The organism is Serratia sp. MYb239, from assembly GCF_002966855.1.
Taxonomy (GTDB): domain Bacteria; phylum Pseudomonadota; class Gammaproteobacteria; order Enterobacterales; family Enterobacteriaceae; genus Serratia_B; species Serratia_B rhizosphaerae.
Genome location: NZ_CP023268.1, coordinates 2,658,234 through 2,678,595 on the forward strand (window position 1 = coordinate 2,658,234; position 20,362 = coordinate 2,678,595).

The window sequence follows — 20,362 nt, forward strand, 5'->3', positions numbered from 1 at the left end:
GAGCACTCTATTATTATCCAGACGCCCCCACCAATATAAATTGAGACTAGGACAATGAGCGAAGCCTTAAAAATTTTGAACAACATCCGTACTCTGCGCGCGCAAGCCAGAGAATGCAGCCTGGACACTCTGGAAGAGATGCTTGAGAAACTGGAAGTTGTTGTGAACGAACGTCGCGAAGAAGACAGCCAGGCTCAAGCAGAAATCGAAGAGCGTACCCGTAAACTACAGCAATACCGTGAAATGCTGATTGCAGACGGTATTGATCCTAACGAACTGCTGCAGACCATGGCCGCTAAATCCGCTGGTAAAGCAAAGCGTGCTGCACGTCCGGCTAAATACCAATATAAAGATGAAAACGGCGAAACCAAAACCTGGACTGGCCAGGGCCGTACTCCAGCCGTGATCAAGAAAGCTATCGAAGAGCAAGGTAAATCTCTGGAAGATTTCCTGCTGTAATAGCGCTGCTTAATCGCATTAAAAAGGCTCCTGCGGGGGCCTTTTTGCTGTCTGTCGCCCTCTCGCAATATCACGTTTCGTTACGTGAAATGAGCCAGGCATGTCAAATGATGCCATAAGCGGAAATAGAAAAAGGGGCCGTAGCCCCTTTAATTTTCGCAGTAAGCAGCTTGTTTACTGCACGTGATAAAACGCTTTATACCAATCGACAAAACGCTTCACCCCTTCCTCGACGCTGGTCGCCGGCTTAAAGCCAATCGTGCTATACAGCTCCTTGGTATCTGCACTGGTATCCAAAACGTCGCCAGGTTGCATCGGCAGCATATTTTTATGCGCCGTCACGCCTAACGCATTTTCCAGCGCGCTGATATATTCCATCAGCTTAACCGGTGAACTGTTGCCGATATTATATACATGGTATGGCGCGGAACTGGTGGCCGGAGACCCCTGCTCAACGCTCCACTCGGCGTTCGGTTGCGGAATGATATCCTGCAAACGCACTATGGCTTCGGCAATATCATCGATGTAGGTAAAATCACGATGCATCTCGCCGTGATTATATACATCGATACTTTCACCGGCCAATATTGCCTTGGTAAACTTGAACAGCGCCATATCAGGGCGCCCCCACGGGCCATAGACGGTAAAGAAACGCAGGCCTGTGGTAGGTAAGCCATATAAATGCGAGTAGCTGTGTGACATCAGCTCATTGGCTTTTTTCGTCGCTGCGTACAGAGAAACCGGATGATCGACAGAATCCTCCGTAGAGAACGGCAGCTTGCGATTAAGGCCATAAACCGAACTGGAAGACGCGTAAAGCAAATGCTCAACGTTATTATGCCGACACCCTTCCAATACGTTTAAATGACCGATCAAGTTGGAATCGGCATAGGCCATTGGATTATCCAGCGAATAACGTACCCCGGCCTGAGCGCCAAGGTGAATCACCCGCTGAAACTGGTGTTCGGCAAACAATGTTGCGATCCCTTCACGGTCCGCCAGGTCCAGCTTGATAAACTGAAAGGCCGGATACCCGGCCAAAAGGTCAAGACGCGCGACTTTCAGGCTGACGTCATAGTAGTCATTCAGGTTGTCGATACCGACAACCTGATGCCCTGCGGTCAACAAACGCTCGGCAACGTGATAGCCAATAAACCCAGCGGCGCCTGTAACCAAAAATTTCATACTCACCTCTTAAATGACCGGCTGCACCGATGCACCACGGCCAATCGCATAGTATGTGAAGCCACGGTTTTGCAGACGCTCAGGATCGTACAGGTTACGGCCATCGAAGATCACCGGTTCCTTCAATGCGCCTTTAATCGCGTCAAAGTCCGGCGCGCGGAAGTTCTGCCATTCGGTGCAAATGACCAGTGCATCGGCGCCTTTCAGCGCTGCTTCTTTGGTCCCCATCAGTTTCAGATCGTCGCGGTCGCCATAGATGCGCTGCGTTTCGTTCATCGCTTCAGGATCATAAGCCTGCACGCTGGCGCCTGCTTCCCACAATGCTTCCATCAGTACACGGCTGGAAGCTTCACGCATGTCGTCGGTGTTCGGCTTGAACGCCAATCCCCACAGTGCGAAGGTTTTACCACGCAGATCTTCACCGAAGTAGTGTTTGATAAACTGCACCAGTTTGCTCTTCTGCTGGTAGTTCACCTGCTCCACCGCCTGCAGCAGTTTCGGCTGGTAGCCAATATTTTCAGAGGTGCGGATCAGCGCCTGCACATCTTTCGGGAAACAGGAACCGCCGTAGCCGCAGCCCGGGTAGATAAAGTGGTAGCCAATGCGTGAGTCGGAACCGATGCCCTGACGCACTTTTTCAATATCGGCACCCAGCAGTTCCGCCAGGTTAGAGATTTCATTCATGAAGCTGATTTTGGTCGCCAGCATGCAGTTAGCCGCATATTTGGTCAGCTCGGCGCTGCGGATATCCATCAGAATCATACGATCGTGATTGCGGTTAAACGGCTCATACAGCTCACGAATCGGCTCGATAACATCTTTGTTATCCGTACCGATAACGATACGCTCCGGACGCATACAGTCGGCAACCGCCGCCCCTTCTTTCAGGAACTCAGGGTTGGAAACCACGTCGAAGGTCAACGTGCTGCCACGTTTTTCCAGCGTCTCGGCCATTACCTGGCGCACTTTATCTGCAGTGCCGACCGGCACGGTAGATTTGTCAATCACCACTTTATGATCGGCCATATGTTCTGCAATGGTACGGGCTACTGCCGTCACATATTTCAGATCGGCAGAGCCGTCTTCATCCGGCGGCGTACCTACGGCGATAAACTGGATGATGCCGTGTTCAATACCGGCTTTGGCATCGGTAGTGAAGTGCAACCGGCCAGCTTCATAGTTCTGCTGCACCAACGGGGTCAGGCCCGGTTCAAAAATAGGGATGTTCCCTTTCTTCAAGTTTTCGACTTTGCGCTCATCAACGTCAATACACATTACGTCATGACCAACCTCAGCCAGCACCGCAGCCTGTACCAAGCCTACGTAGCCAATACCAAAAACGGTTACTTTCATGGGAAATCCTAGTTTTTCAAATTAAGACGGAAAATGGATCAGATCTTTTCAGCGGCGGCAAACTGCTGCAACCACTGGGAAAATTCTTTGCCCAGGCTGGCATGGCGCAGCCCGTACTCGACAAACGCCTGCATATAGCCCAGTTTATTGCCGCAATCGTGGCTTTTACCCTTCAGGTGATAAGCCTCAACCGACTCTTTACGCATCAGCATATCGATAGCGTCAGTCAGCTGGATTTCATCACCGGCTCCCGGTGGGGTGTGAGCCAGCAGCGCCCAGATATCGGCAGACAACACATAGCGCCCGACGATCGCCAGGTTGGACGGCGCCTGCGCCGGCGATGGTTTTTCTACCACGCTGACCATTGGCGCGCTTTCACCCGGCTGCAGATCGTAACCTTTACAATCGGCCACGCCGTAGCTGCCGACGTTTTCCTGCGGTACCGGTTCAACCATAATCTGGCTGGTGCCGCTCTGTTCGAAACGCGTCAGCATGTCATGCAGATTGTCTTTGGTCAGATCCGCGCTGTATTCATCCAGAATGACATCCGGCAGCACCACCGCTACCGGCTCATCACCGACCAACGGATAGGCGCACATGATCGCGTGGCCCAAGCCTTTCGCAACCCCCTGACGTACCTGCATAACCGTTACGCCTGGCGGACAAATAGACTGAACCTCGTCAAGCAACTGGCGCTTCACGCGTTTTTCCAGCATGGCTTCCAGTTCAAAGCTGGTATCAAAATGGTTTTCGATAGAGTTTTTAGAGGAGTGCGTTACCAGAACGATTTCGTTGATCCCAGCGGCAATACATTCATTGACGACGTATTGGATCAGAGGCTTATCCACCAGCGGCAGCATCTCCTTCGGTATCGCCTTTGTTGCCGGTAACATCCGTGTGCCTAATCCAGCCACCGGGATCACTGCTTTTCTGACTTTCCGATTTAAAGCAGACATTATTCCTCTCTTAAACTACGCTCAATTTATGAGCTTTTATCCGTTATACAAAACTCTCGGAGTATACCAGCTAAATAGCAGCGAGCATTACCCCTTATTGAAATCGGGAGAAATTAGGACAATTACCCAAGTACCGGGTTTACGATGATTATTAACCCTTAATTGCGTGGTAAATTATGTCGAATATATGGACACAATTGCGTATTCATTCCGCACTGAGCATCAAGCGTAATCGGCCGCCCGTCCCCCACACCTGACACTGCCAAGCCGCGCAGCGCTGGCTGATTTGGTTCATGTAGGCCGCGCCCAGGGTGCCCAGCGGCACGCCGTTGCTCAGTTGTATTTGATTATCACCGGTATTGACGTTGGCGTGCAGGCCGGCAGAAACCAGAATCAGGTTTTTATATTCGGCATGGTAGTAACCAAGAAGCAGGGGAAATTGCCCATCCAATTTCCCCTGACGCAATAATTGATTAACTTGTTTTAACAGTGTTGACATTTGCGGCAGACGGTGACGCTGATTAGCTAAATGATCTTGTAACAAGCCATTAAATAAAGCGCGCAATAATAACGCGGCCAGCACGCCATTATCGCCGGCGCGAGTGACATCCAGACAATAAAACGCCAAATCGTTCTCTGACAGCGCCGCGATATCCAATACCAGGCCGGGATTCTCACCGGTGGTCAACTGACGGTAATTTATACGACAATGGGCAATCGTCTGTTGAACCGGCGGCTGCAGCTGCTTCAGCAAACGCGCCGCCTCGGAAGGGTTCTTACTCAGCGCATCCCAGTCCTGCAGCAGGTCGGCTTCCTCTAACGCCGGTGAGGTGAACATATTGGGGTATAGGCAGGCCAGCACCGCTTCGCGCAGGCGATTAAGATCGGTTAACGGCTTCAGTAGTACATCCTGGACGCCCAGACGCAGCACTTTAGCGATATCCGCCATTTTATCGGTGGCCGAAATCACCAGAATCGGGATCTTGTCCCCTTGCAGACGCAGATGCTCAACAAACTCGATCCCGCCCATTTCCGGCATCGCCAGATCGCACAGAATCAGATCGGGCTGCACATCCTCAACGGCACTCAGCGCCTGTAACCCATTACTGGCCTCATGCGATTGCGCGCCCAACGATTTCAGATAGCCGACAAGCACCGAACGAAAGACCTGTTCGTCTTCAACAATCAAAATGCGCTTGCCTGTCAGTGGTAGTGCCATTAGCCGAGCCTCTTCCCTTTTCATGTTGTAATAGTGGCTCAAAATGGCCACTTGCGCCTGCCGGAAATCAGCCTGACGTTGCGTTTTGCCGTGAATCGCGGTAACTATTTTTGTTTTATCAACGGCAACAGCTGCTCAAGCTGTTTTTCCACCGCCAGGCTTCCCGCGGCGATAGCTTCCTCCGCCCGATGAAAATCCAGCGTGGATATTTGCGGACAGTAAGGTTGGATCAGGACATCCGGCGGATCGCCCGCCATACGGTTTCGTTTCAGACGATTCTCTAACACTTGAATCGATGTGCTCATGATTTCCATCGCGGTCGGCGTAAAGTTGGTTTTTTTGATGCGCATTTTACCGATACGCTCACGCAACCGTCCGCGCCAGTTATCCGCCATCGCCACCGGCTCCTCCGCTTCGCTGCGTACCGAAAACAGATCCTGCTGCATTAGATGCGCATCATGCTGCAAATCAACCGCGATGACGATATCCGCCCCCAGCGCACGGGTCAACGAGATAGGCACCGGGTTCACCACCGCGCCGTCCACCAGCCAGTAACCGTCGAACCAAACCGGCGACAGCAACCCCGGCATACTGCACGACGCCCGCACGGCCTGATGAATATCCCCCCGGGTTAACCATAATTCGCGGCCGGTGCTGAGGTTGGTGGCCACCGCGCCAAATTTCAGCGCACACTGTTCAATGTCGTTAATATTCAGCAGTTGCCCCACCGCATTAAAGACCCGTTCACCGCGCAGCAGGCCGCCGCGCCGCCAGGACAGATCCATCAGACGAATCACGTCCCAGTAGCTGAATGAGCGTACCCATTTCTCCATCGCCGGCAGCCGGTGACAGGCATAAGCCGCACCCACCAGCGAACCGACGGAACAACCGGCGACAATATCAGGCTCGATCCCCATTTTCTTCAGGGCATTGATGACGCCGATATGCGCCCATCCTTTGGCCGATCCCGCCCCTAACGCCAGTCCAATTTTGATTTGTCGCATGATCGTCCGCCTTCTGCCGGTGAAATTGTTTTGCACATTGTCTTAAAGGGTACATTGTCACCAATAAATATTGTTAGGTAACATATGCGCTCAATGTGTCTGAATATCGGCCAGTATCGACAATGGCCGCAGGTTTTAGGAGTTATTTTGTCTGAATTATGCCCCTGCGGCAGCGGCGCCGGGTACAACGCCTGCTGTGAGTCTTATATCAGCGGCGTTGCAACCGCACCAACGCCAGGCAAGCTGATGCGCTCGCGCTATACGGCCTATGTCAAGCAGCAGGTCGATTACCTGATCGCCAGCTGGCATCCGGATTGCAACGCCGCACAGTGGCGCGACGCTATCGTCGAAAGTTTTCAAACCACCCGCTGGCTGGGCCTAACGATTGTGGCGGAACAAAACGGCCGAGACGACGATGAAGGCTTCGTCGAGTTTATAGCCCGCTTTACCGACGGCGACCATGCCAGCCCTCAGGCCATGCATGAACGCTCCCGCTTCCTTCGCCAGGAGCAACGCTGGTACTATATCGACGGCACCCGGCCGCAACCGGGACGAAACGACCCTTGCCCCTGCGGCTCGGGGAAAAAATATAAAAAATGCTGCGGGCGTTAAGTTCGCGGTGAAAAGTACGCTGACGCCGGCAATGACCGGCGCTTCAGTATCAGACAGGATCCTCATCCATGCCACACCAAAATATACAACGTAAAGTATTACGCACTATCTGCCCTGACTCGAAAGGGCTGATCGCCAAGATCACCAATATTTGCTACAAGCATCAGCTCAATATTGTGCAAAACAATGAGTTCGTCGACCATCGCACCGGGCGTTTCTTTATGCGCACCGAACTGGAAGGCATCTTCAACGACAGCACGCTGCTGGCCGACCTGGACGACGCACTGCCGGAAGGCTCAGCGCGCGAATTGCACAGCGCAGGACGCCGCCGCATCGTGGTGCTGGTCACCAAAGAAGCCCACTGTCTGGGCGATTTGCTGATGAAAAGCGCCTACGGCGGCCTGGATGTTGAAATCGCTGCGGTGATCGGCAATCACGATACCCTGCAAACGCTGGTGGAGCGCTTCGACATTCCTTTCCATCTGGTAAGTCATGAGGGGTTGACGCGCGAGCAGCATGACCAGCAGATGATCGCCCAGATCGATCAATATCAGCCCGACTACGTGGTGCTGGCCAAATATATGCGCGTGCTGACGCCGGCATTCGTCCAGCATTACCCTAATCAGGTCATAAATATCCACCATTCGTTCCTGCCGGCGTTTATCGGCGCGCGCCCTTATCACCAGGCCTACGAGCGCGGGGTTAAAATCATCGGCGCCACGGCACACTATGTGAACGATAATCTGGATGAAGGCCCAATCATCATGCAGGACGTGATCCACGTCGACCACACCTATTCTGCCGAAGACATGATGCGTGCCGGGCGCGACGTAGAGAAAAACGTTCTCAGCCGCGCGCTGTATCACGTGCTGGCGCAGCGGGTGTTCGTCTACGGCAACCGAACCGTTATTCTGTAATCGTTACCCCGCCATCTCCTGCCGCTTGGTCGGCGGCGGGAGATTGCATAAAAACATCGCACTCTGTTCACAGATGCAGCGCCAAGAATAAAAAAACGGCAAACAATTCATTTTCTGCATTTCAATGCTTTACACCGGCGCTTCATTTGATATGATGCGCCCCGCTTACCGAGACAGCGCTTACGCAGCCAAGGTAGCAAGGGAAGTCGGTCAGCTTCCTGGTAGTTTAAAATTCGTAAAATCCACGAATTTCGTGGTGGGGTTCCCGAGCGGCCAAAGGGAGCAGACTGTAAATCTGCCGTCACAGACTTCGAAGGTTCGAATCCTTCCCCCACCACCATCTTCCTCTTTTCAAGAGGATGCTTAGCAAGCATTATGATGCAGTGCACTCATGTGCGTTACACCTTCTATGTTTGCATCTACAATTTGTAAATCCATGAATATCATGGTGGGGTTCCCGAGCGGCCAAAGGGAGCAGACTGTAAATCTGCCGTCACAGACTTCGAAGGTTCGAATCCTTCCCCCACCACCATCTCTTCAAAGCTCTCAACGCATACCAGCGTCTCAAAAGCCACATAATTCTCCGCACTGGGGAAGGATGAGAAGCTTCGACAAGGTTCGCGACGCGCGCTGTTTTGCGTGCCAAACATCGCGAAACGGCAATATCCTGACCACTTTCCTACGCCCAAACTTGAACTCCCCGGCGCAATTAGCTATACCACATGCTTCTTTTACGCAGTAAGGAAAGGAAAAGTGCATGCGTCATAATATTTGCGTTTTTTGCGGCGCCAGTGAAGGCGTTAATCCCGATTATGCCGAGCACGCCCGCAAGCTCGGACACGCTTTAGCCACTCAGGGACGACGTTTAATCTATGGTGGCGGCAAGAAAGGCTTGATGGGCATTGTCGCGGATGCGGTACTGGAGGCGGGAGGAGAAGCCATTGGCATTATCCCTGAGCGTTTGGTCGAAGCGGAAACCGCGCATCGCGGCCTGACCAGCCTGGAAGTGGTGCCCGATATGCATACCCGTAAGGCGCGCATGGCCGCACAGGCGGACGCGTTTATCGCCCTGCCGGGCGGCATCGGCACGTTGGAAGAACTGTTCGAAATCTGGACCTGGGGCCAAATCGGCTATCACAATAAACCCGTCGGGCTGCTGGATATCAATGGCTTCTACCGCCCTTTAAATCACTTCCTGCAGCACGTTGCCGATCAGGGCTTTATGCGCCATGACTATCTCGGCACCCTGCATACCAGCGACTCAGCGTCTACATTGCTGCAGCAGTTCGATGACTACCAACCGAAAAATTACGATCGCTGGGCAAAATAATGGCCGACGGCCAGCGGCGGCGGTCGCTGGCTTACGTTACATTTAGCGCCAAACTCTGCTACTATCACAACACATTTTTCTCGTGAAAACGGCACCGCTCATGAAGTTTGTCTCTTTTAATATCAATGGACTGCGCGCGCGTCCCCATCAGTTGGCCGCAATTATCGAACAGCACCAGCCCGACGTGATCGGCCTGCAGGAAACCAAAGTTCACGATGACATGTTTCCGCTGGAAGAAGTCAGCAAACACGGCTACCACGTGTTCTACCACGGTCAGAAAGGCCACTACGGCGTCGCCCTGCTGACCAAAGAGGCGCCTATCGCCGTACGTCGCGGTTTCCCGACCGATGAAGAGGATGCGCAGCGCCGCATTATCATGGCCGATCTGGCCACGCCGCAGGGCACGCTGACGGTGATTAACGGCTACTTCCCGCAGGGCGAAAGCCGCGACCATCCGGTAAAATTCCCGGCAAAAACCCGCTTCTATCAAGATCTGCAAGACTATCTTGAACAGCAGCTGTCGGTAGAGAACCCGGTGCTGATTATGGGCGATATGAATATCAGCCCAAGCGATTACGACATCGGTATCGGCGAAGAGAACCGTAAACGTTGGCTGCGCACCGGCAAATGCTCCTTCCTGCCGGAAGAACGCGAGTGGATGGCGCGTCTGTTGAACTGGGGCCTGGTTGATACCTACCGCCATGCCAATCCAGAGCGCAACGATGAGTTTTCCTGGTTCGACTATCGCTCCAAAGGTTTCGATGACAACCGCGGCCTGCGCATCGATCTGCTGTTAGCCAGCACGCCGCTGGCGGCACAGTGCGTGGCTACCGGCATCGATTATCAGATCCGCGGTATGGAAAAGCCATCCGACCACGCGCCCGTATGGGCCGAGTTCTCGCTGTAATCATCCCACCCCGGTAACTTTGCCGGGGTCTTATTCAAAAAAAGTATGAAAACCATAGACGTGGTTGCGGCCATTATTGAACGCGACGGCAAAATTCTGTTGGCACAACGCGATGCGCAAAGCGATCAGGCCGGCTTATGGGAGTTTCCCGGCGGAAAGGTCGAGGCCGGCGAGAGCCAGCCGCAGGCGTTAGCCAGAGAGCTGGCGGAAGAACTGGGCATTGAAGCGGTTATCGGCGACTATGTCGCCAGCAATAACTGGCAGACGGGTGAACGCCTTATTCGTCTGCATGCCTGGCGGGTTGGTGCGTTCAGCGGCGAATTGCAGCAGCGCTGTCATTCGGCGCTGGTTTGGGTAGAGCCGCAACGGGCCGGCGCCTACCCGCTGGCGCCGGCGGACATTCCGCTGCTGGCTGACTATCTGCGCGGCGAAACGCCACATCACTCGTGACACCGTCACTTGCTCAGGCGCACCCAAATCAACGAATGGGTGCCTACCTGTGTTTTATCACGCTGACACTGCAATAACTCACCCTCAACCTTCAGCAGCGCCCCTTCCGAATAGTTCTGATCTTGATATATACAGCAGCGCAGGCATGGCGCAGGTGCCGCCGTACTCTTCGCTGCGCCCCAGATCTCCGGCGCGACCGGCAGCACCACGTCTACGTCGCCGCGGTGTGCCCCGGCCATTGAGGAAAACAGCATGCCAGCGACGGCGATCGCCAACGGCATCGGGTAATTCATTCGCTTTTCCCCCGCGCCTTGGCGGCGCTTTTTTTGCGTTTTTTACCACCGGCGCTGGCCGGCGGCGGCAACCCGCGAAACGCCAGGCTGGCTCTGCTCTGTTTAGCCTGATAAATCAGCTCCTGCAAGGTACCCTCCAGCGGCTGCATAAAATCCTGGTAGCGACAGGATTTCTCACTAATCTGCGTCAGGGTTGCCTCCCAGTGCGCGGTCATATCCGGCCTCGCCGCCAGCTCCGGTAAAGAGTGAATCAACGCCCGCCCGGTTTCCGTCGAATGGATATAACGCCCCTTTTTATACAGAAACGAGCGCTTGAACAGCAGTTCGATAATACCCGCACGCGTGGCTTCAGTACCTAAACCATCGGTCGCCCGCAGGATTTTCTTTAACGCTTTATCCTGTACAAAACGCGCGATGCCGGTCATCGCCGATAACAGGCTGGCGTCGGTAAAGGGTCGCGGCGGCTGGGTCTGCCGCTCCACCACTTCGCCGCGTTCACACAGCAGTTCATCACCTTTGGCAACCACCGGCAGCGGCGCGCCCTCGTTCTCCTCATCCCGCTCTTTACTGCCTAACAGGGTACGCCAGCCGGCCTCGGCCAGAAAACGCGCCTTAGCAACAAACTTGCCGCCGGCAATGTCCAGTTCGATCACGCATTTACGGAATACCGCATCCGGACAGAACTGCAGCAGATACTGTCGTGCCACCAGCCCGTACACTTTCAGCTCGTCAGTGCTGAGGTTGGCCTTACTGGCGCGCGCGGTAGGAATAATCGCGTGGTGCGCATCGACTTTTTTATCATCCCAGCAGCGGTTGCGGCGTTCGCTGTCGATCACCTCCTGAGGGTAGAGATCCGGCTGGTGAACGCTGATGGCGTTCAGCACCGCATGGCGGCCGGCAAAATGCTCCTCCGGCAGGTAGCGGCAGTCGGAGCGGGGATAAGTGATCAGTTTGTGGGTTTCATACAAGCGTTGGCAAACGTCCAGTACCTGCTGGGCGCTGAGGCCAAAACGCTTCGCTGCTTCAATCTGCAGGGTAGAAAGCGAAAACGGCAGCGGTGCGATATCGGACTCACGCTTATCGTTATAAGCGGTAACCAGCACCGGCTGTCCTTCAATGCGCTTCACCACGTGATCGGCCAGCGGACGGTGCAGTAAGCGCCCCTCTTCATCCTGGTATGGCTCACAGGATTCGCTCGGCTGCCACAGGGCGACAAAACGCGCTTCCTGCGGCGTGACAATATGTGCTTTTACGTCGAAGAAGTCTTTCGGTACAAAGTTTTCAATATCTTCGTCACGGCGTACCACCAGCCCCAGTACCGGTGTCTGCACCCTGCCTACCGACAGCACGCCGTCGTAGCCGGCATTACGCCCCAGCAGCGTATAGGCGCGGGTCATATTGATGCCGTACAGCCAGTCGGCGCGTGAGCGCGCCAGCGCCGACACGCACAGCGGGATAAAGTCCCGGTTATCGCGCAGACGCTCAACCGCCCGTTCAACCGCCTGCGGGTTAAGATCGTTAATCAGGCAGCGGCGCACCGCCTGACGCTTTTCCGGCGTCAGCGCCAGATAGTCCAGCACCTCGTCCACCAGCAATTGCCCTTCGCGATCCGGGTCGCCGGCGTGTACTACTTCATCCGCCTCCAGCAGCAGCTTTTTAATCGCATTCAGCTGCTTGCTGACCGACGGGCGCGGCTGCAGCTGCCATTTTTCGGGAATGATCGGCAAGTCTGCCAGCGACCAGCGCGCAAAGCGGCTGTCGTAGGCATCAGGCTGGGCCTGTTCCAACAGGTGGCCGACGCACCAGGTGACCACATCATTCTTGCCACAGGCGATAAAACCATCGCCGCGGCGGTGGGGTTTGGGTAACACATCAGCAATGGCGCGCGCCAAACTCGGTTTCTCGGCTATAAACAGTCGCATTATTCACCGTTTTTCTGGCTATACGTCATCAGGAATTCTCTTACTTCAGCATAGTTGCCGCGGAACACAATCCGCCGGGCTTTCTTTTCCAACTGGAAACGGTACATCGGGTCGTAATAGTACTGCAGCAACGGCACTAGCCACTCCTGGTGGGCGTTACTGCTGCCGCTGGCTAGCTGGAACTGCAGCGCCCATTCCAGCCGCTGCGTCAGCAACTGGTAGCGCTCCATGCCTAAACGACGCCGAATGGCGAACAGCCCGTGGTGGAGATATTCGCCGTAGCGCTGCCAGCCGTCCTGTTCGCCGTAGGCCTGGGTAAATGCCTGGCGCATATCGTCAATATACTCCGCCTGCAGACGCGCCAGACGCACGTCGAACGGGTCGTCAATCACCACGACCGGCGCCTGCTGCATACGATTGAACATCGGCAGCGGTATGCTGTTGGCGCCAATCAGGCGGCTCTCATCTTCCAGCACCCACTGACCGCAGCCACCATGCTGTTTTTTCAGCAATAACACAGCCAGACGATTCTCAAAATCGATCTGTGCACTTTGCCCGGTCAGCGTGCGGCCAAATGATGACCCGCGATGGCGCGCCAACCCTTCCAGATCGATACCGGTCGACAGCTCATTCACCATCAGGGTTTTGCCGCTGCCGGTATTGCCGCCGACGATCACCATCGGCAGCTCGGCGCTGTATTCGAGGATATTCAGCAGATAGTGGCGTAACGCCTTATAGCCGCCGACAATGCGCGGGTAGTCAACGCCCGCTTCGTGCAGCCATTGCTGCACCAACTGTGAGCGCAACCCGCCGCGGAAGCAGTAAATATAACCCGCCGGCCGTTCGGCGCAGGCGGCCAGCCAGGCTTCGGTTCGCGCCTGGCGGAGTGCGCCGTTCACCAGGCTATGGCCCAAGGCAATCGCCTGCTGCTGGCCATGCTGCTTATAACAGGTGCCCACAGCCTGCCGTTCCCGGTCATTCATCAAAGGCAAATTCACCGCCTGCGGGAACGCGCCGGCGCTGAATTCAACCGGTGCGCGCACGTCAATCAGCGGCACATCCTGCAGGAAAATCTGGCGGTAGTCGTTGCAATCCGCCCTGCTTTGTACCGTCACCGCTACTGAACCTCGATCATCGGTTTACCGGCCACCGCGTCGTGCAGTTCGCCAACTGCTTCCAACCGCAGATCGTGGCGCGCGGCAATCGCCTGCACCTGCGCTTCGCCCTCCGGCATCACCGCCAGCAGCAGTCCGCCTGAGGTCTGCGGATCGCACAGCAGCTGACGCTGTACGTCGCTCATCGGGCCTATCAGGTGGCCGTAACTGTCAAAGTTACGGCCGGTGCCGCCCGGTACGCAGCCTTCGGCGATATAGCGTTCAACGTCCGGCAGCTTCGGCACCCGGTCAAACCAGAGCGTCGCCTGTAGCCCGGAGCCCTGACACATTTCGCTCAGGTGGCCCAACAGACCAAAGCCGGTCACATCAGTCATCGCACTCACGCCGTCGACCTCGGCAAATTCAGCGCCCGGCAGGTTCAGCCGGCACATCACCTCGGTCGCCAGCCCAGCGTGTTCTGGCCGCAGCTGGCTTTTCTTCTCGGCGGTGGTGAGCACGCCGATCCCCAGCGGTTTGGTCAGGAATAATCTGGCGCCGGCCTGCGCAGCGCTGTTCTTTTTCACCCGTTCGGTGCTGACGATGCCGGTGACCGCCAGGCCAAAGATCGGCTCCGGCGCATCGATGGAGTGGCCGCCGGCCAGCGCAATCCCCGCCTGCCGGCAGGCATAACGTCCGCCGTCGATCACCTGCTGCGCCACTTCTGGCGGCAGTTTGTCCACCGGCCAGCCAAGAATGGCAATCGCCATGATCGGTTTGCCGCCCATGGCATACACGTCGCTGATGGCGTTGGCCGCGGCGATACGGCCGAAATCAAATGGATCGTCGACGATCGGCATAAAGAAATCAGTCGTGCTGATCACGCCGGTGCCGTTGCCGATATCGTAAACCGCCGCATCATCGCGGGTTTCATTACCCACCAGCAAACGCGGATCGACGAATTTGGCCTGTTCGCTGTGCAGAATAGTTTCGAGTACTTGCGGAGAAATCTTGCAGCCGCAGCCAGCACCGTGGCTGTACTGGGTCAGGCGGATGGTTGGCGATGTCATAGTCCACTTCCTTCGGTTAACAGCCTTCAAGATAACATATATGCCGCGATGCCAGCCCGGTGCATCACCCGGCTGAAGGCGCATTGATATGCCACCTGGGTACAACTTCAATCAATTGGAATATAGGGTAGCGCTTGCCGGAGGGATTGATAAGAGCAAGCCGACGATAATGCGTCGACCTGCTCATAAACAGTACAAAAACACAGGGTATTGCGCGTTTTTTGCGTCTCGCCCGGAAAAATTTAGAAGTAGCTGACGAACGGCGCGCTATCCGGCGCGACAACTTTGCTGGCCGCCTTCAGCTGCGGCGTGCCCAGATACAGGAAACCGACGATTTCGTCCTGCTCACGGCAGCCGAACGCTTCACGCACCTGCGCATGCGCGGTCCAGGCGCCGGTGCGCCAGATACCGTTAAATCCTTGCGCCAGCGCGGCCATCTGCATCGCCTGCACTGCGCAGCCGGCGGACACCACCTGCTCCCATTGCGGTACCTTGGGGTTGTCGCTGCAATGGGCGATCACGGTAATAATCAGCGGCGCGCGGAACGGCGCCTGTCTGGCCTTGTCAATCGCCGCATCGTCCAACCCATCCTGTCTGGCGGCCGTCTGCAACAGCTGGCTGAAACGCTCGAGCCCCTGCTCTTCAATCAGCACGAAACGCCAAGGCTGCAGCGCGCCGTGGTCGGGCGCGCGTAAACCGGCATTGATAATATTTTGCCGTACTTCACCACTCGGCGCAGGGGCCGCCAGGCGAGCGGCCGAACGGCGGTTCAACAACAGATCCAGCGCATCCATCACAAACTCCTGATAACAATTTTCATTTTCATCACGGTAGCACAGCTAAACAGCAAGTTACAGCATTGACAATAACGGCTGTCGACAGTGATTTAAAGCTGACATTTGGCTGGCCGCTCATTAGGATAACGGGACATCCTCAGCCCATGTTTGGAGAAAACATGCATACTTTGTGGCGTATTATTGCCGGAACGTTCAGGTGGACATGGCGTCTGCTGAATTTTGTCAGAGAGTTTATTCTCAACCTGTTTTTAATCGTGCTGATTTTGATCGGCGTCGGCATCTATTTTGCCTTCCAGAGCACCCCGCCGGCTGAAAGCACCCGTGGCGCACTGTTGGTCAACCTGAGCGGCGTGGTGGTCGATCAGCCCAGCATGAAAAACCGTCTGCTGCAACGCAGCCGCGAATTCCTCGGCGCCTCCGCCAGCGAGCTGCAGGAGAACTCTCTGTTCGATCTGGTCGACAGCATCCGCAAGGCTAAGGACGATAAAAACATTACCGGGTTGGTACTGCAGCTGAATGATTTTGCCGGTGCCGATCAGCCATCGCTGCAATATATCGGCAAAGCGCTACGGGAGTTCCGCGACAGCGGCAAACCGATCTACGCCATTGGCGATAGCTATAACCAGACGCAGTACTATCTGGCCAGCTACGCCAACAAGATTTACCTGTCGCCGCAGGGCAACGTCGACCTGCACGGTTTCGCCACCAACAACCTGTATTACAAGACACTGCTCGACAAACTGAAGGTCAGCACCAATATCTTCCGCGTCGGCACCTATAAATCGGCGGTTGAGCCGCTGCTGCGCGACGACATGTCGCCGGCCGCGCGCGAAGCGGACAGCCGCTGGATAGGCAACCTGTGGCAGAACTACCTGGACACCGTGGCAGCCAACCGCCAAATTACGCCGCAGCAGCTGTTCCCCGGCGCTGCCGGCGTTCTCAGCGGTTTGCAGGCCGCCCAGGGCGACACCGCCAAGTATGCGCTCGACAACAAACTGGTGGATGAGCTGGCTTCACGCACAGTAATGGAAAATAAGCTGGTCAAGGCCTTTGGCTGGAATAAACAGACCAACGATTTTAACGCCATCAGCATTTACGACTACCAGCCTGCGCCAACGCCGGAGCAAGGCGGCCAGATCGCCGTCGTGTTCGCCAATGGCGCCATTATGGACGGCCAACAGACGCCGGGCACGGTCGGCGGCGACACCACCGCTGCGGAACTGCGCCAGGCGCGTCTGGACCCGAAAGTAAAAGCCATCGTACTGCGGGTTAACAGCCCGGGCGGCAGCGTCAGCGCTTCCGAGGTGATCCGTTCCGAACTGGCGGCCGCCCGCGCCGCCGGCAAACCGGTGGTGGTCTCGATGGGCGGCATGGCGGCCTCCGGTGGTTACTGGATCTCTACGCCGGCGAATTACATTATCGCCAGCCCAAGCACCCTGACCGGCTCGATCGGCATCTTCGGCGTGATCAATACCTATCAGGACACGCTGGGCAGCATCGGCGTGCACACCGATGGCGTGGCGACCTCACCGCTGGCCGATCTGGCGGTAACCAAAGCGCTGCCGCCGGAGTTTGCGCAGATGATGCAGCTCAACATTGAGAACGGCTACAAGCGCTTTATCGGCCTGGTGGCGGACTCGCGCAAAATGACGCCGGAACAGGTGGATAAAATCGCACAGGGCCACGTCTGGACCGGCAGCGACGCCAAAACCAACGGTCTGGTCGATCAACTGGGTGATTTCGATGACGCGGTGAAGAAAGCCGCCGAGCTGGCCAAACTGAAGCAGTGGCAGTTGAACTGGTTTGTTGACTCGCCGAGCATGGCGGATATGGTGCTCAGCCAGTTTGGCGTCTCCATCCACGCCATGCTGCCTGCCGCCATCCAATCCATGCTGCCGGCGCCGTTGGCTTCGGTGGCGATGGCGATGAAAGAGCAGCCGGGATTGTTCAATAACATGAACGATCCGCAGAACCGCTACGCCATTTGTCTGACCTGCGGCGAAGTCCGATAAGTCATTAATCTTCAGCCCGGCGCAACGCCGGGCTTTTTTTCTGGATTTATCGTCCTATAATTCAGCCCATCTTATTCTCTACCGATTCCCTGCCATGCAAAAAAAATCCATTTACGTCGCCTATACCGGCGGCACCATCGGTATGCAGCGTTCCGAACAGGGCTATATCCCCGCCTCTGGCCACTTACAGCGCCAGCTGGCGCTGATGCCAGAGTTCCATCGCCCGGAAATGCCTGACTTCACCATTCATGAATATGCGCCCCTGATCGATTCCTCCGATATGACCCCGGAAGACTGGCAGCATATCGCCGACGATATTAAAGATAACTATCACCGTTACGACGGCTTTGTGATCCTGCATGGCACCGACACCATGGCGTTCACCGCTTCCGCGCTCTCCTTTATGCTGGAGAATCTGGATAAGCCGGTAATAGTGACAGGGTCACAAATTCCACTGGCGGAACTGCGCTCCGACGGGCAAACCAACCTGCTGAACGCGCTGTATCTGGCCGCTAACCACCCGGTGAACGAAGTCAGCCTGTTCTTCAACAATAAGCTGTTCCGCGGCAACCGCACCACCAAGGCGCATGCCGACGGCTTTGACGCCTTCGCCTCGCCCAACCTGCCGCCGCTGCTGGAAGCCGGTATCCACATCCGCCGTCAAAGCGGCATCGCGTCGCCGGCCTGTCATGGTGAGCTGAAGGTGCACAATATTACGCCGCAGCCGATCGGCGTGGTGACCATTTACCCTGGCATCTCCGGCGCGGTGGTGCGTAATTTCCTGCTGCAGCCGGTCAAGGCGCTGATTTTACGCTCCTACGGCGTTGGCAACGCGCCGCAAAAAGCTGAACTGGTCGATGAACTGCGCGCCGCGTCCGAACGTGGCATCGTGGTGGTCAACCTCACCCAGTGCATGTCCGGCCGGGTAAATATGGGCGGCTACGCCACCGGCAACGCGCTGGCGCATGCCGGCGTCATCAGCGGTTTTGATATGACCGTCGAAGCCGCGCTGACGAAACTGCACTATCTGCTGAGCCTGCCGCTGACGCCCGCCGAGATCCGCCAGCAGATGCAGCAAGACTTGCGCGGCGAACTGAGCGCCGCGGGCTAAAATACCGGGAGAGACGATGAACAGCGCCCTGTTATTGATTGATTTGCAAAACGACTTCTGCCCCGGCGGCGCATTGGCGGTCACAGATGGCGATGCCGTCATCGCAGTGGCCAACCAGGCGATCGCCGCCAGCCACGACCGCGGCGACTGGGTGGTTGCCAGTCAGGACTGGCATCCGATGCAGCATCGCAGTTTTGCCGTTAATTCATCAGGGCTGGTCGGCGAATTGGGTGAGCTGGAAGGATTGCCGCAGGTCTGGTGGCCGGTTCACTGCGTCCAGGAAAGCGCCGGCGCCGAGTTTCATCCGCGCCTGCAGCAGCGGCAAATCGATGCGGTATTTCGCAAGGGACAGGATCCGGCCATCGACAGCTACAGCGCGTTTTTTGATAACGGCCACCGAGCAAAAACCGCGCTGGATGATTGGCTGCAACAACGCAACGTCAGCACGCTGACGATCATGGGGCTGGCAACCGACTACTGCGTAAAGTTCAGCGTGCTGGACGCCCTGCAGCTGGGTTACGCCGTTCAGGTCATTAGCGACGGCTGCCGCGGCGTCAACCTGCAGCCCGATGACAGCGATCGGGCGCTGCAGGCAATGCAGCAGACCGGCGCGCAATTAGTGACCTTGTCACAATTTCTGCAGCGCTAAACGACAAACGGGCGATCTGACATCGCCCGTTTGCACACTGCGCCCTGCCCGCCGCTTACTGCGGTTTCAGCTTAATCAGCGGCTCTGCGGCGAACTGCTGCTTCAACTCTTGCTTGCTCTTCATCACGATCTGGCCGTCGGTGCCGATGCTCATATGTTGCGGATCGTGGTTATGCATTGCCTGCCACAGCATCACCGCCTGCAGGCTGTTTTCTTTCTGTTCCGGCGTCAGCGCCACGCCGTCCGGCCATTTACCCAGCTCAACCGCCTGCGCCAGGCGCTGGTAAATCTCCGGCGTCATCGCCGCAACCAAATCCTTCACGTCCATCAGGGCCGTCCTTCACTTATTCCTACTGCCGTTGAATAATAGCTGAATCGATTTTTCTAAAAAATTCGCTCAGCCTGCCGTCTTCTCGCCGTTGGCGGCGTCGGTAAAACTCAGCGAGGCGGAGTTAACGCAATAACGCTCGCCGGTCGGCTGCGGGCCGTCGGGGAACACGTGGCCCAGGTGCGCATCACAGTTACCGCAGCGAATCTCAACTCGCTGCATATTATGTGAATTATCATCAAGATAGCGGATGGCATCGTCGGACACCGGCTCATAGAAACTTGGCCAGCCACAGCCGGAGTCATACTTGCTTTCGGAATAAAACAGCGGCGCATTACAGCAGAGGCAATGGTAGAGACCATCGCGTTTGTTCTGCAGCAATTTGCCGGAATACGGCGCTTCCGTACCGTGTTCCTGGGTCACATAACGTTGTATTTCATTCAGTTCCGTGACCGGGGTGTGGGGGGCGTGATCTTTGCTCATAGATGCGATTCCCGAAATATGGATAATGTCAACGAAAACAATGATTAATGATAACAAAAAATTAACAGCGCTGCAGGCCTTTTTAGCCTAAACTGTAGCGCATAAAGTCCACGCCGGGGCGTTATGTGATGGCGATCACATATCTGACCCAAGCGCTCTTTAAACTCGGCGGTTTGCCCCCATTTGTCCCAATGAGGCCGAACGCAAACGGAAT

General features: G+C 56.0%; 21 protein-coding genes and 2 tRNA genes. 11 read left to right on the forward strand and 12 right to left on the reverse strand.

Annotated elements, in window-relative coordinates; all coding sequences use genetic code 11:
• The first annotated feature begins 54 nt into the window (after nucleotides 1-54).
• Nucleotides 55-459 (forward strand): histone-like nucleoid-structuring protein H-NS, encoded by a 405-nt coding sequence (gene hns / locus CLM71_RS12795; protein ID WP_105231349.1) that lies wholly within the window; start codon nucleotides 55-57, stop codon nucleotides 457-459.
• A gap of 174 nt (nucleotides 460-633) precedes the next feature.
• Here hns and CLM71_RS12800 read toward each other — a convergent pair whose 3' ends face one another.
• From CLM71_RS12800 to rssA, 5 genes are all read right to left on the reverse strand, one after another.
• Nucleotides 634-1,644, reverse strand: coding sequence for an NAD-dependent epimerase (locus tag CLM71_RS12800; RefSeq protein ID WP_105231350.1), 1,011 nt, complete (start codon nucleotides 1,642-1,644; stop codon nucleotides 634-636).
• Nucleotides 1,645-1,653: 9 nt separating this feature from the next.
• Nucleotides 1,654-2,997, reverse strand: coding sequence for a UDP-glucose/GDP-mannose dehydrogenase family protein (locus tag CLM71_RS12805; RefSeq protein WP_105231351.1), 1,344 nt, complete (start codon nucleotides 2,995-2,997; stop codon nucleotides 1,654-1,656).
• Nucleotides 2,998-3,035: 38 nt separating this feature from the next.
• The gene (galU, locus tag CLM71_RS12810) at nucleotides 3,036-3,953 is read right to left on the reverse strand and encodes a UTP--glucose-1-phosphate uridylyltransferase GalU (RefSeq protein WP_105231352.1); all 918 of its coding nucleotides are present in this window, start codon (nucleotides 3,951-3,953) and stop codon (nucleotides 3,036-3,038) included.
• 205 nt (nucleotides 3,954-4,158) lie between these two features.
• Entirely contained in the window at nucleotides 4,159-5,172 is a 1,014-nt protein-coding gene (gene rssB, locus CLM71_RS12815) for a two-component system response regulator RssB (RefSeq protein WP_105231353.1), read from the reverse strand.
• 104 nt (nucleotides 5,173-5,276) lie between these two features.
• The gene (gene rssA / locus CLM71_RS12820; protein WP_105231354.1) at nucleotides 5,277-6,176 is read right to left on the reverse strand and encodes a patatin-like phospholipase RssA; all 900 of its coding nucleotides are present in this window, start codon (nucleotides 6,174-6,176) and stop codon (nucleotides 5,277-5,279) included.
• 147 nt (nucleotides 6,177-6,323) lie between these two features.
• Here rssA and CLM71_RS12825 point away from each other — a divergent pair, with 147 nt between their 5' ends.
• The 7 genes from CLM71_RS12825 (at nucleotide 6,324) to CLM71_RS12855 (ending at nucleotide 10,392) form a co-directional block, all read left to right on the forward strand.
• Nucleotides 6,324-6,788, forward strand: coding sequence for a YchJ family protein (locus CLM71_RS12825; RefSeq protein ID WP_105231355.1), 465 nt, complete (start codon nucleotides 6,324-6,326; stop codon nucleotides 6,786-6,788).
• A 68-nt stretch (nucleotides 6,789-6,856) separates the two neighbouring features.
• The gene (gene purU, locus CLM71_RS12830) at nucleotides 6,857-7,705 is read left to right on the forward strand and encodes a formyltetrahydrofolate deformylase (RefSeq protein ID WP_105231356.1); all 849 of its coding nucleotides are present in this window, start codon (nucleotides 6,857-6,859) and stop codon (nucleotides 7,703-7,705) included.
• Nucleotides 7,706-7,960: 255 nt separating this feature from the next.
• A tRNA-Tyr gene (locus tag CLM71_RS12835) sits at nucleotides 7,961-8,045 on the forward strand.
• Nucleotides 8,046-8,152: 107 nt separating this feature from the next.
• Nucleotides 8,153-8,237 (forward strand) — tRNA-Tyr (locus tag CLM71_RS12840).
• Nucleotides 8,238-8,462: 225 nt separating this feature from the next.
• A complete protein-coding gene (locus tag CLM71_RS12845; RefSeq protein WP_105231357.1) occupies nucleotides 8,463-9,035 on the forward strand; it encodes a TIGR00730 family Rossman fold protein in 573 nt (190 codons plus the stop codon).
• Nucleotides 9,036-9,135: 100 nt separating this feature from the next.
• Nucleotides 9,136-9,942 (forward strand): exodeoxyribonuclease III, encoded by an 807-nt coding sequence (xthA, locus tag CLM71_RS12850; RefSeq protein WP_105231358.1) that lies wholly within the window; start codon nucleotides 9,136-9,138, stop codon nucleotides 9,940-9,942.
• A gap of 45 nt (nucleotides 9,943-9,987) precedes the next feature.
• The gene (locus tag CLM71_RS12855; RefSeq protein WP_105231359.1) at nucleotides 9,988-10,392 is read left to right on the forward strand and encodes a pyrimidine (deoxy)nucleoside triphosphate diphosphatase; all 405 of its coding nucleotides are present in this window, start codon (nucleotides 9,988-9,990) and stop codon (nucleotides 10,390-10,392) included.
• Between the two features lie 5 nt (nucleotides 10,393-10,397).
• Here the strand turns inward: CLM71_RS12855 and CLM71_RS12860 are convergent, their stop codons facing one another.
• From CLM71_RS12860 to CLM71_RS12880, 5 genes are all read right to left on the reverse strand, one after another.
• Nucleotides 10,398-10,685: a DUF1496 domain-containing protein gene (locus CLM71_RS12860; RefSeq protein WP_105231360.1), complete on the reverse strand. Its 288-nt coding sequence runs from the start codon at nucleotides 10,683-10,685 to the stop codon at nucleotides 10,398-10,400.
• Complete coding sequence (locus CLM71_RS12865; protein ID WP_199776384.1) at nucleotides 10,682-12,607, reverse strand: DNA topoisomerase III; 1,926 nt, start codon at nucleotides 12,605-12,607, stop codon at nucleotides 10,682-10,684. Before CLM71_RS12865 ends, CLM71_RS12860 begins: the two co-directional genes overlap by 4 nt.
• Nucleotides 12,607-13,722, reverse strand: coding sequence for a tRNA 2-selenouridine(34) synthase MnmH (mnmH, locus tag CLM71_RS12870; RefSeq protein WP_105231362.1), 1,116 nt, complete (start codon nucleotides 13,720-13,722; stop codon nucleotides 12,607-12,609). The genes CLM71_RS12865 and mnmH overlap by 1 nt, the downstream gene beginning before the upstream one ends.
• Nucleotides 13,723-13,724: 2 nt before the next feature.
• Complete coding sequence (selD, locus tag CLM71_RS12875; RefSeq protein ID WP_105231363.1) at nucleotides 13,725-14,768, reverse strand: selenide, water dikinase SelD; 1,044 nt, start codon at nucleotides 14,766-14,768, stop codon at nucleotides 13,725-13,727.
• A 242-nt stretch (nucleotides 14,769-15,010) separates the two neighbouring features.
• Nucleotides 15,011-15,562 (reverse strand): NAD(P)H nitroreductase, encoded by a 552-nt coding sequence (locus tag CLM71_RS12880; RefSeq protein WP_105231364.1) that lies wholly within the window; start codon nucleotides 15,560-15,562, stop codon nucleotides 15,011-15,013.
• A gap of 161 nt (nucleotides 15,563-15,723) precedes the next feature.
• On the opposite strand from CLM71_RS12880, the gene sppA reads away from it, so the two are divergent.
• The 3 genes from sppA to pncA all read left to right on the forward strand — a co-directional run bounded on the left by sppA (nucleotide 15,724) and on the right by pncA (nucleotide 19,337).
• Complete coding sequence (gene sppA, locus CLM71_RS12885) at nucleotides 15,724-17,577, forward strand: signal peptide peptidase SppA (protein ID WP_105231365.1); 1,854 nt, start codon at nucleotides 15,724-15,726, stop codon at nucleotides 17,575-17,577.
• A gap of 94 nt (nucleotides 17,578-17,671) precedes the next feature.
• Nucleotides 17,672-18,688 carry an asparaginase gene (gene ansA / locus CLM71_RS12890; RefSeq protein WP_105231366.1) on the forward strand — a complete coding sequence of 339 codons (1,017 nt, stop codon included), beginning with the start codon at nucleotides 17,672-17,674 and terminating at the stop codon, nucleotides 18,686-18,688.
• A 16-nt stretch (nucleotides 18,689-18,704) separates the two neighbouring features.
• Nucleotides 18,705-19,337 (forward strand): bifunctional nicotinamidase/pyrazinamidase, encoded by a 633-nt coding sequence (gene pncA / locus CLM71_RS12895; protein ID WP_105231367.1) that lies wholly within the window; start codon nucleotides 18,705-18,707, stop codon nucleotides 19,335-19,337.
• 55 nt (nucleotides 19,338-19,392) lie between these two features.
• Here pncA and CLM71_RS12900 read toward each other — a convergent pair whose 3' ends face one another.
• Together CLM71_RS12900 and msrB are read right to left on the reverse strand one after the other, a co-directional pair.
• Entirely contained in the window at nucleotides 19,393-19,665 is a 273-nt protein-coding gene (locus CLM71_RS12900; RefSeq protein WP_015672571.1) for a YeaC family protein, read from the reverse strand.
• 69 nt (nucleotides 19,666-19,734) lie between these two features.
• Nucleotides 19,735-20,148, reverse strand: coding sequence for a peptide-methionine (R)-S-oxide reductase MsrB (gene msrB / locus CLM71_RS12905; RefSeq protein WP_105231368.1), 414 nt, complete (start codon nucleotides 20,146-20,148; stop codon nucleotides 19,735-19,737).
• Between the last annotated feature and the right edge of the window lie 214 nt (nucleotides 20,149-20,362).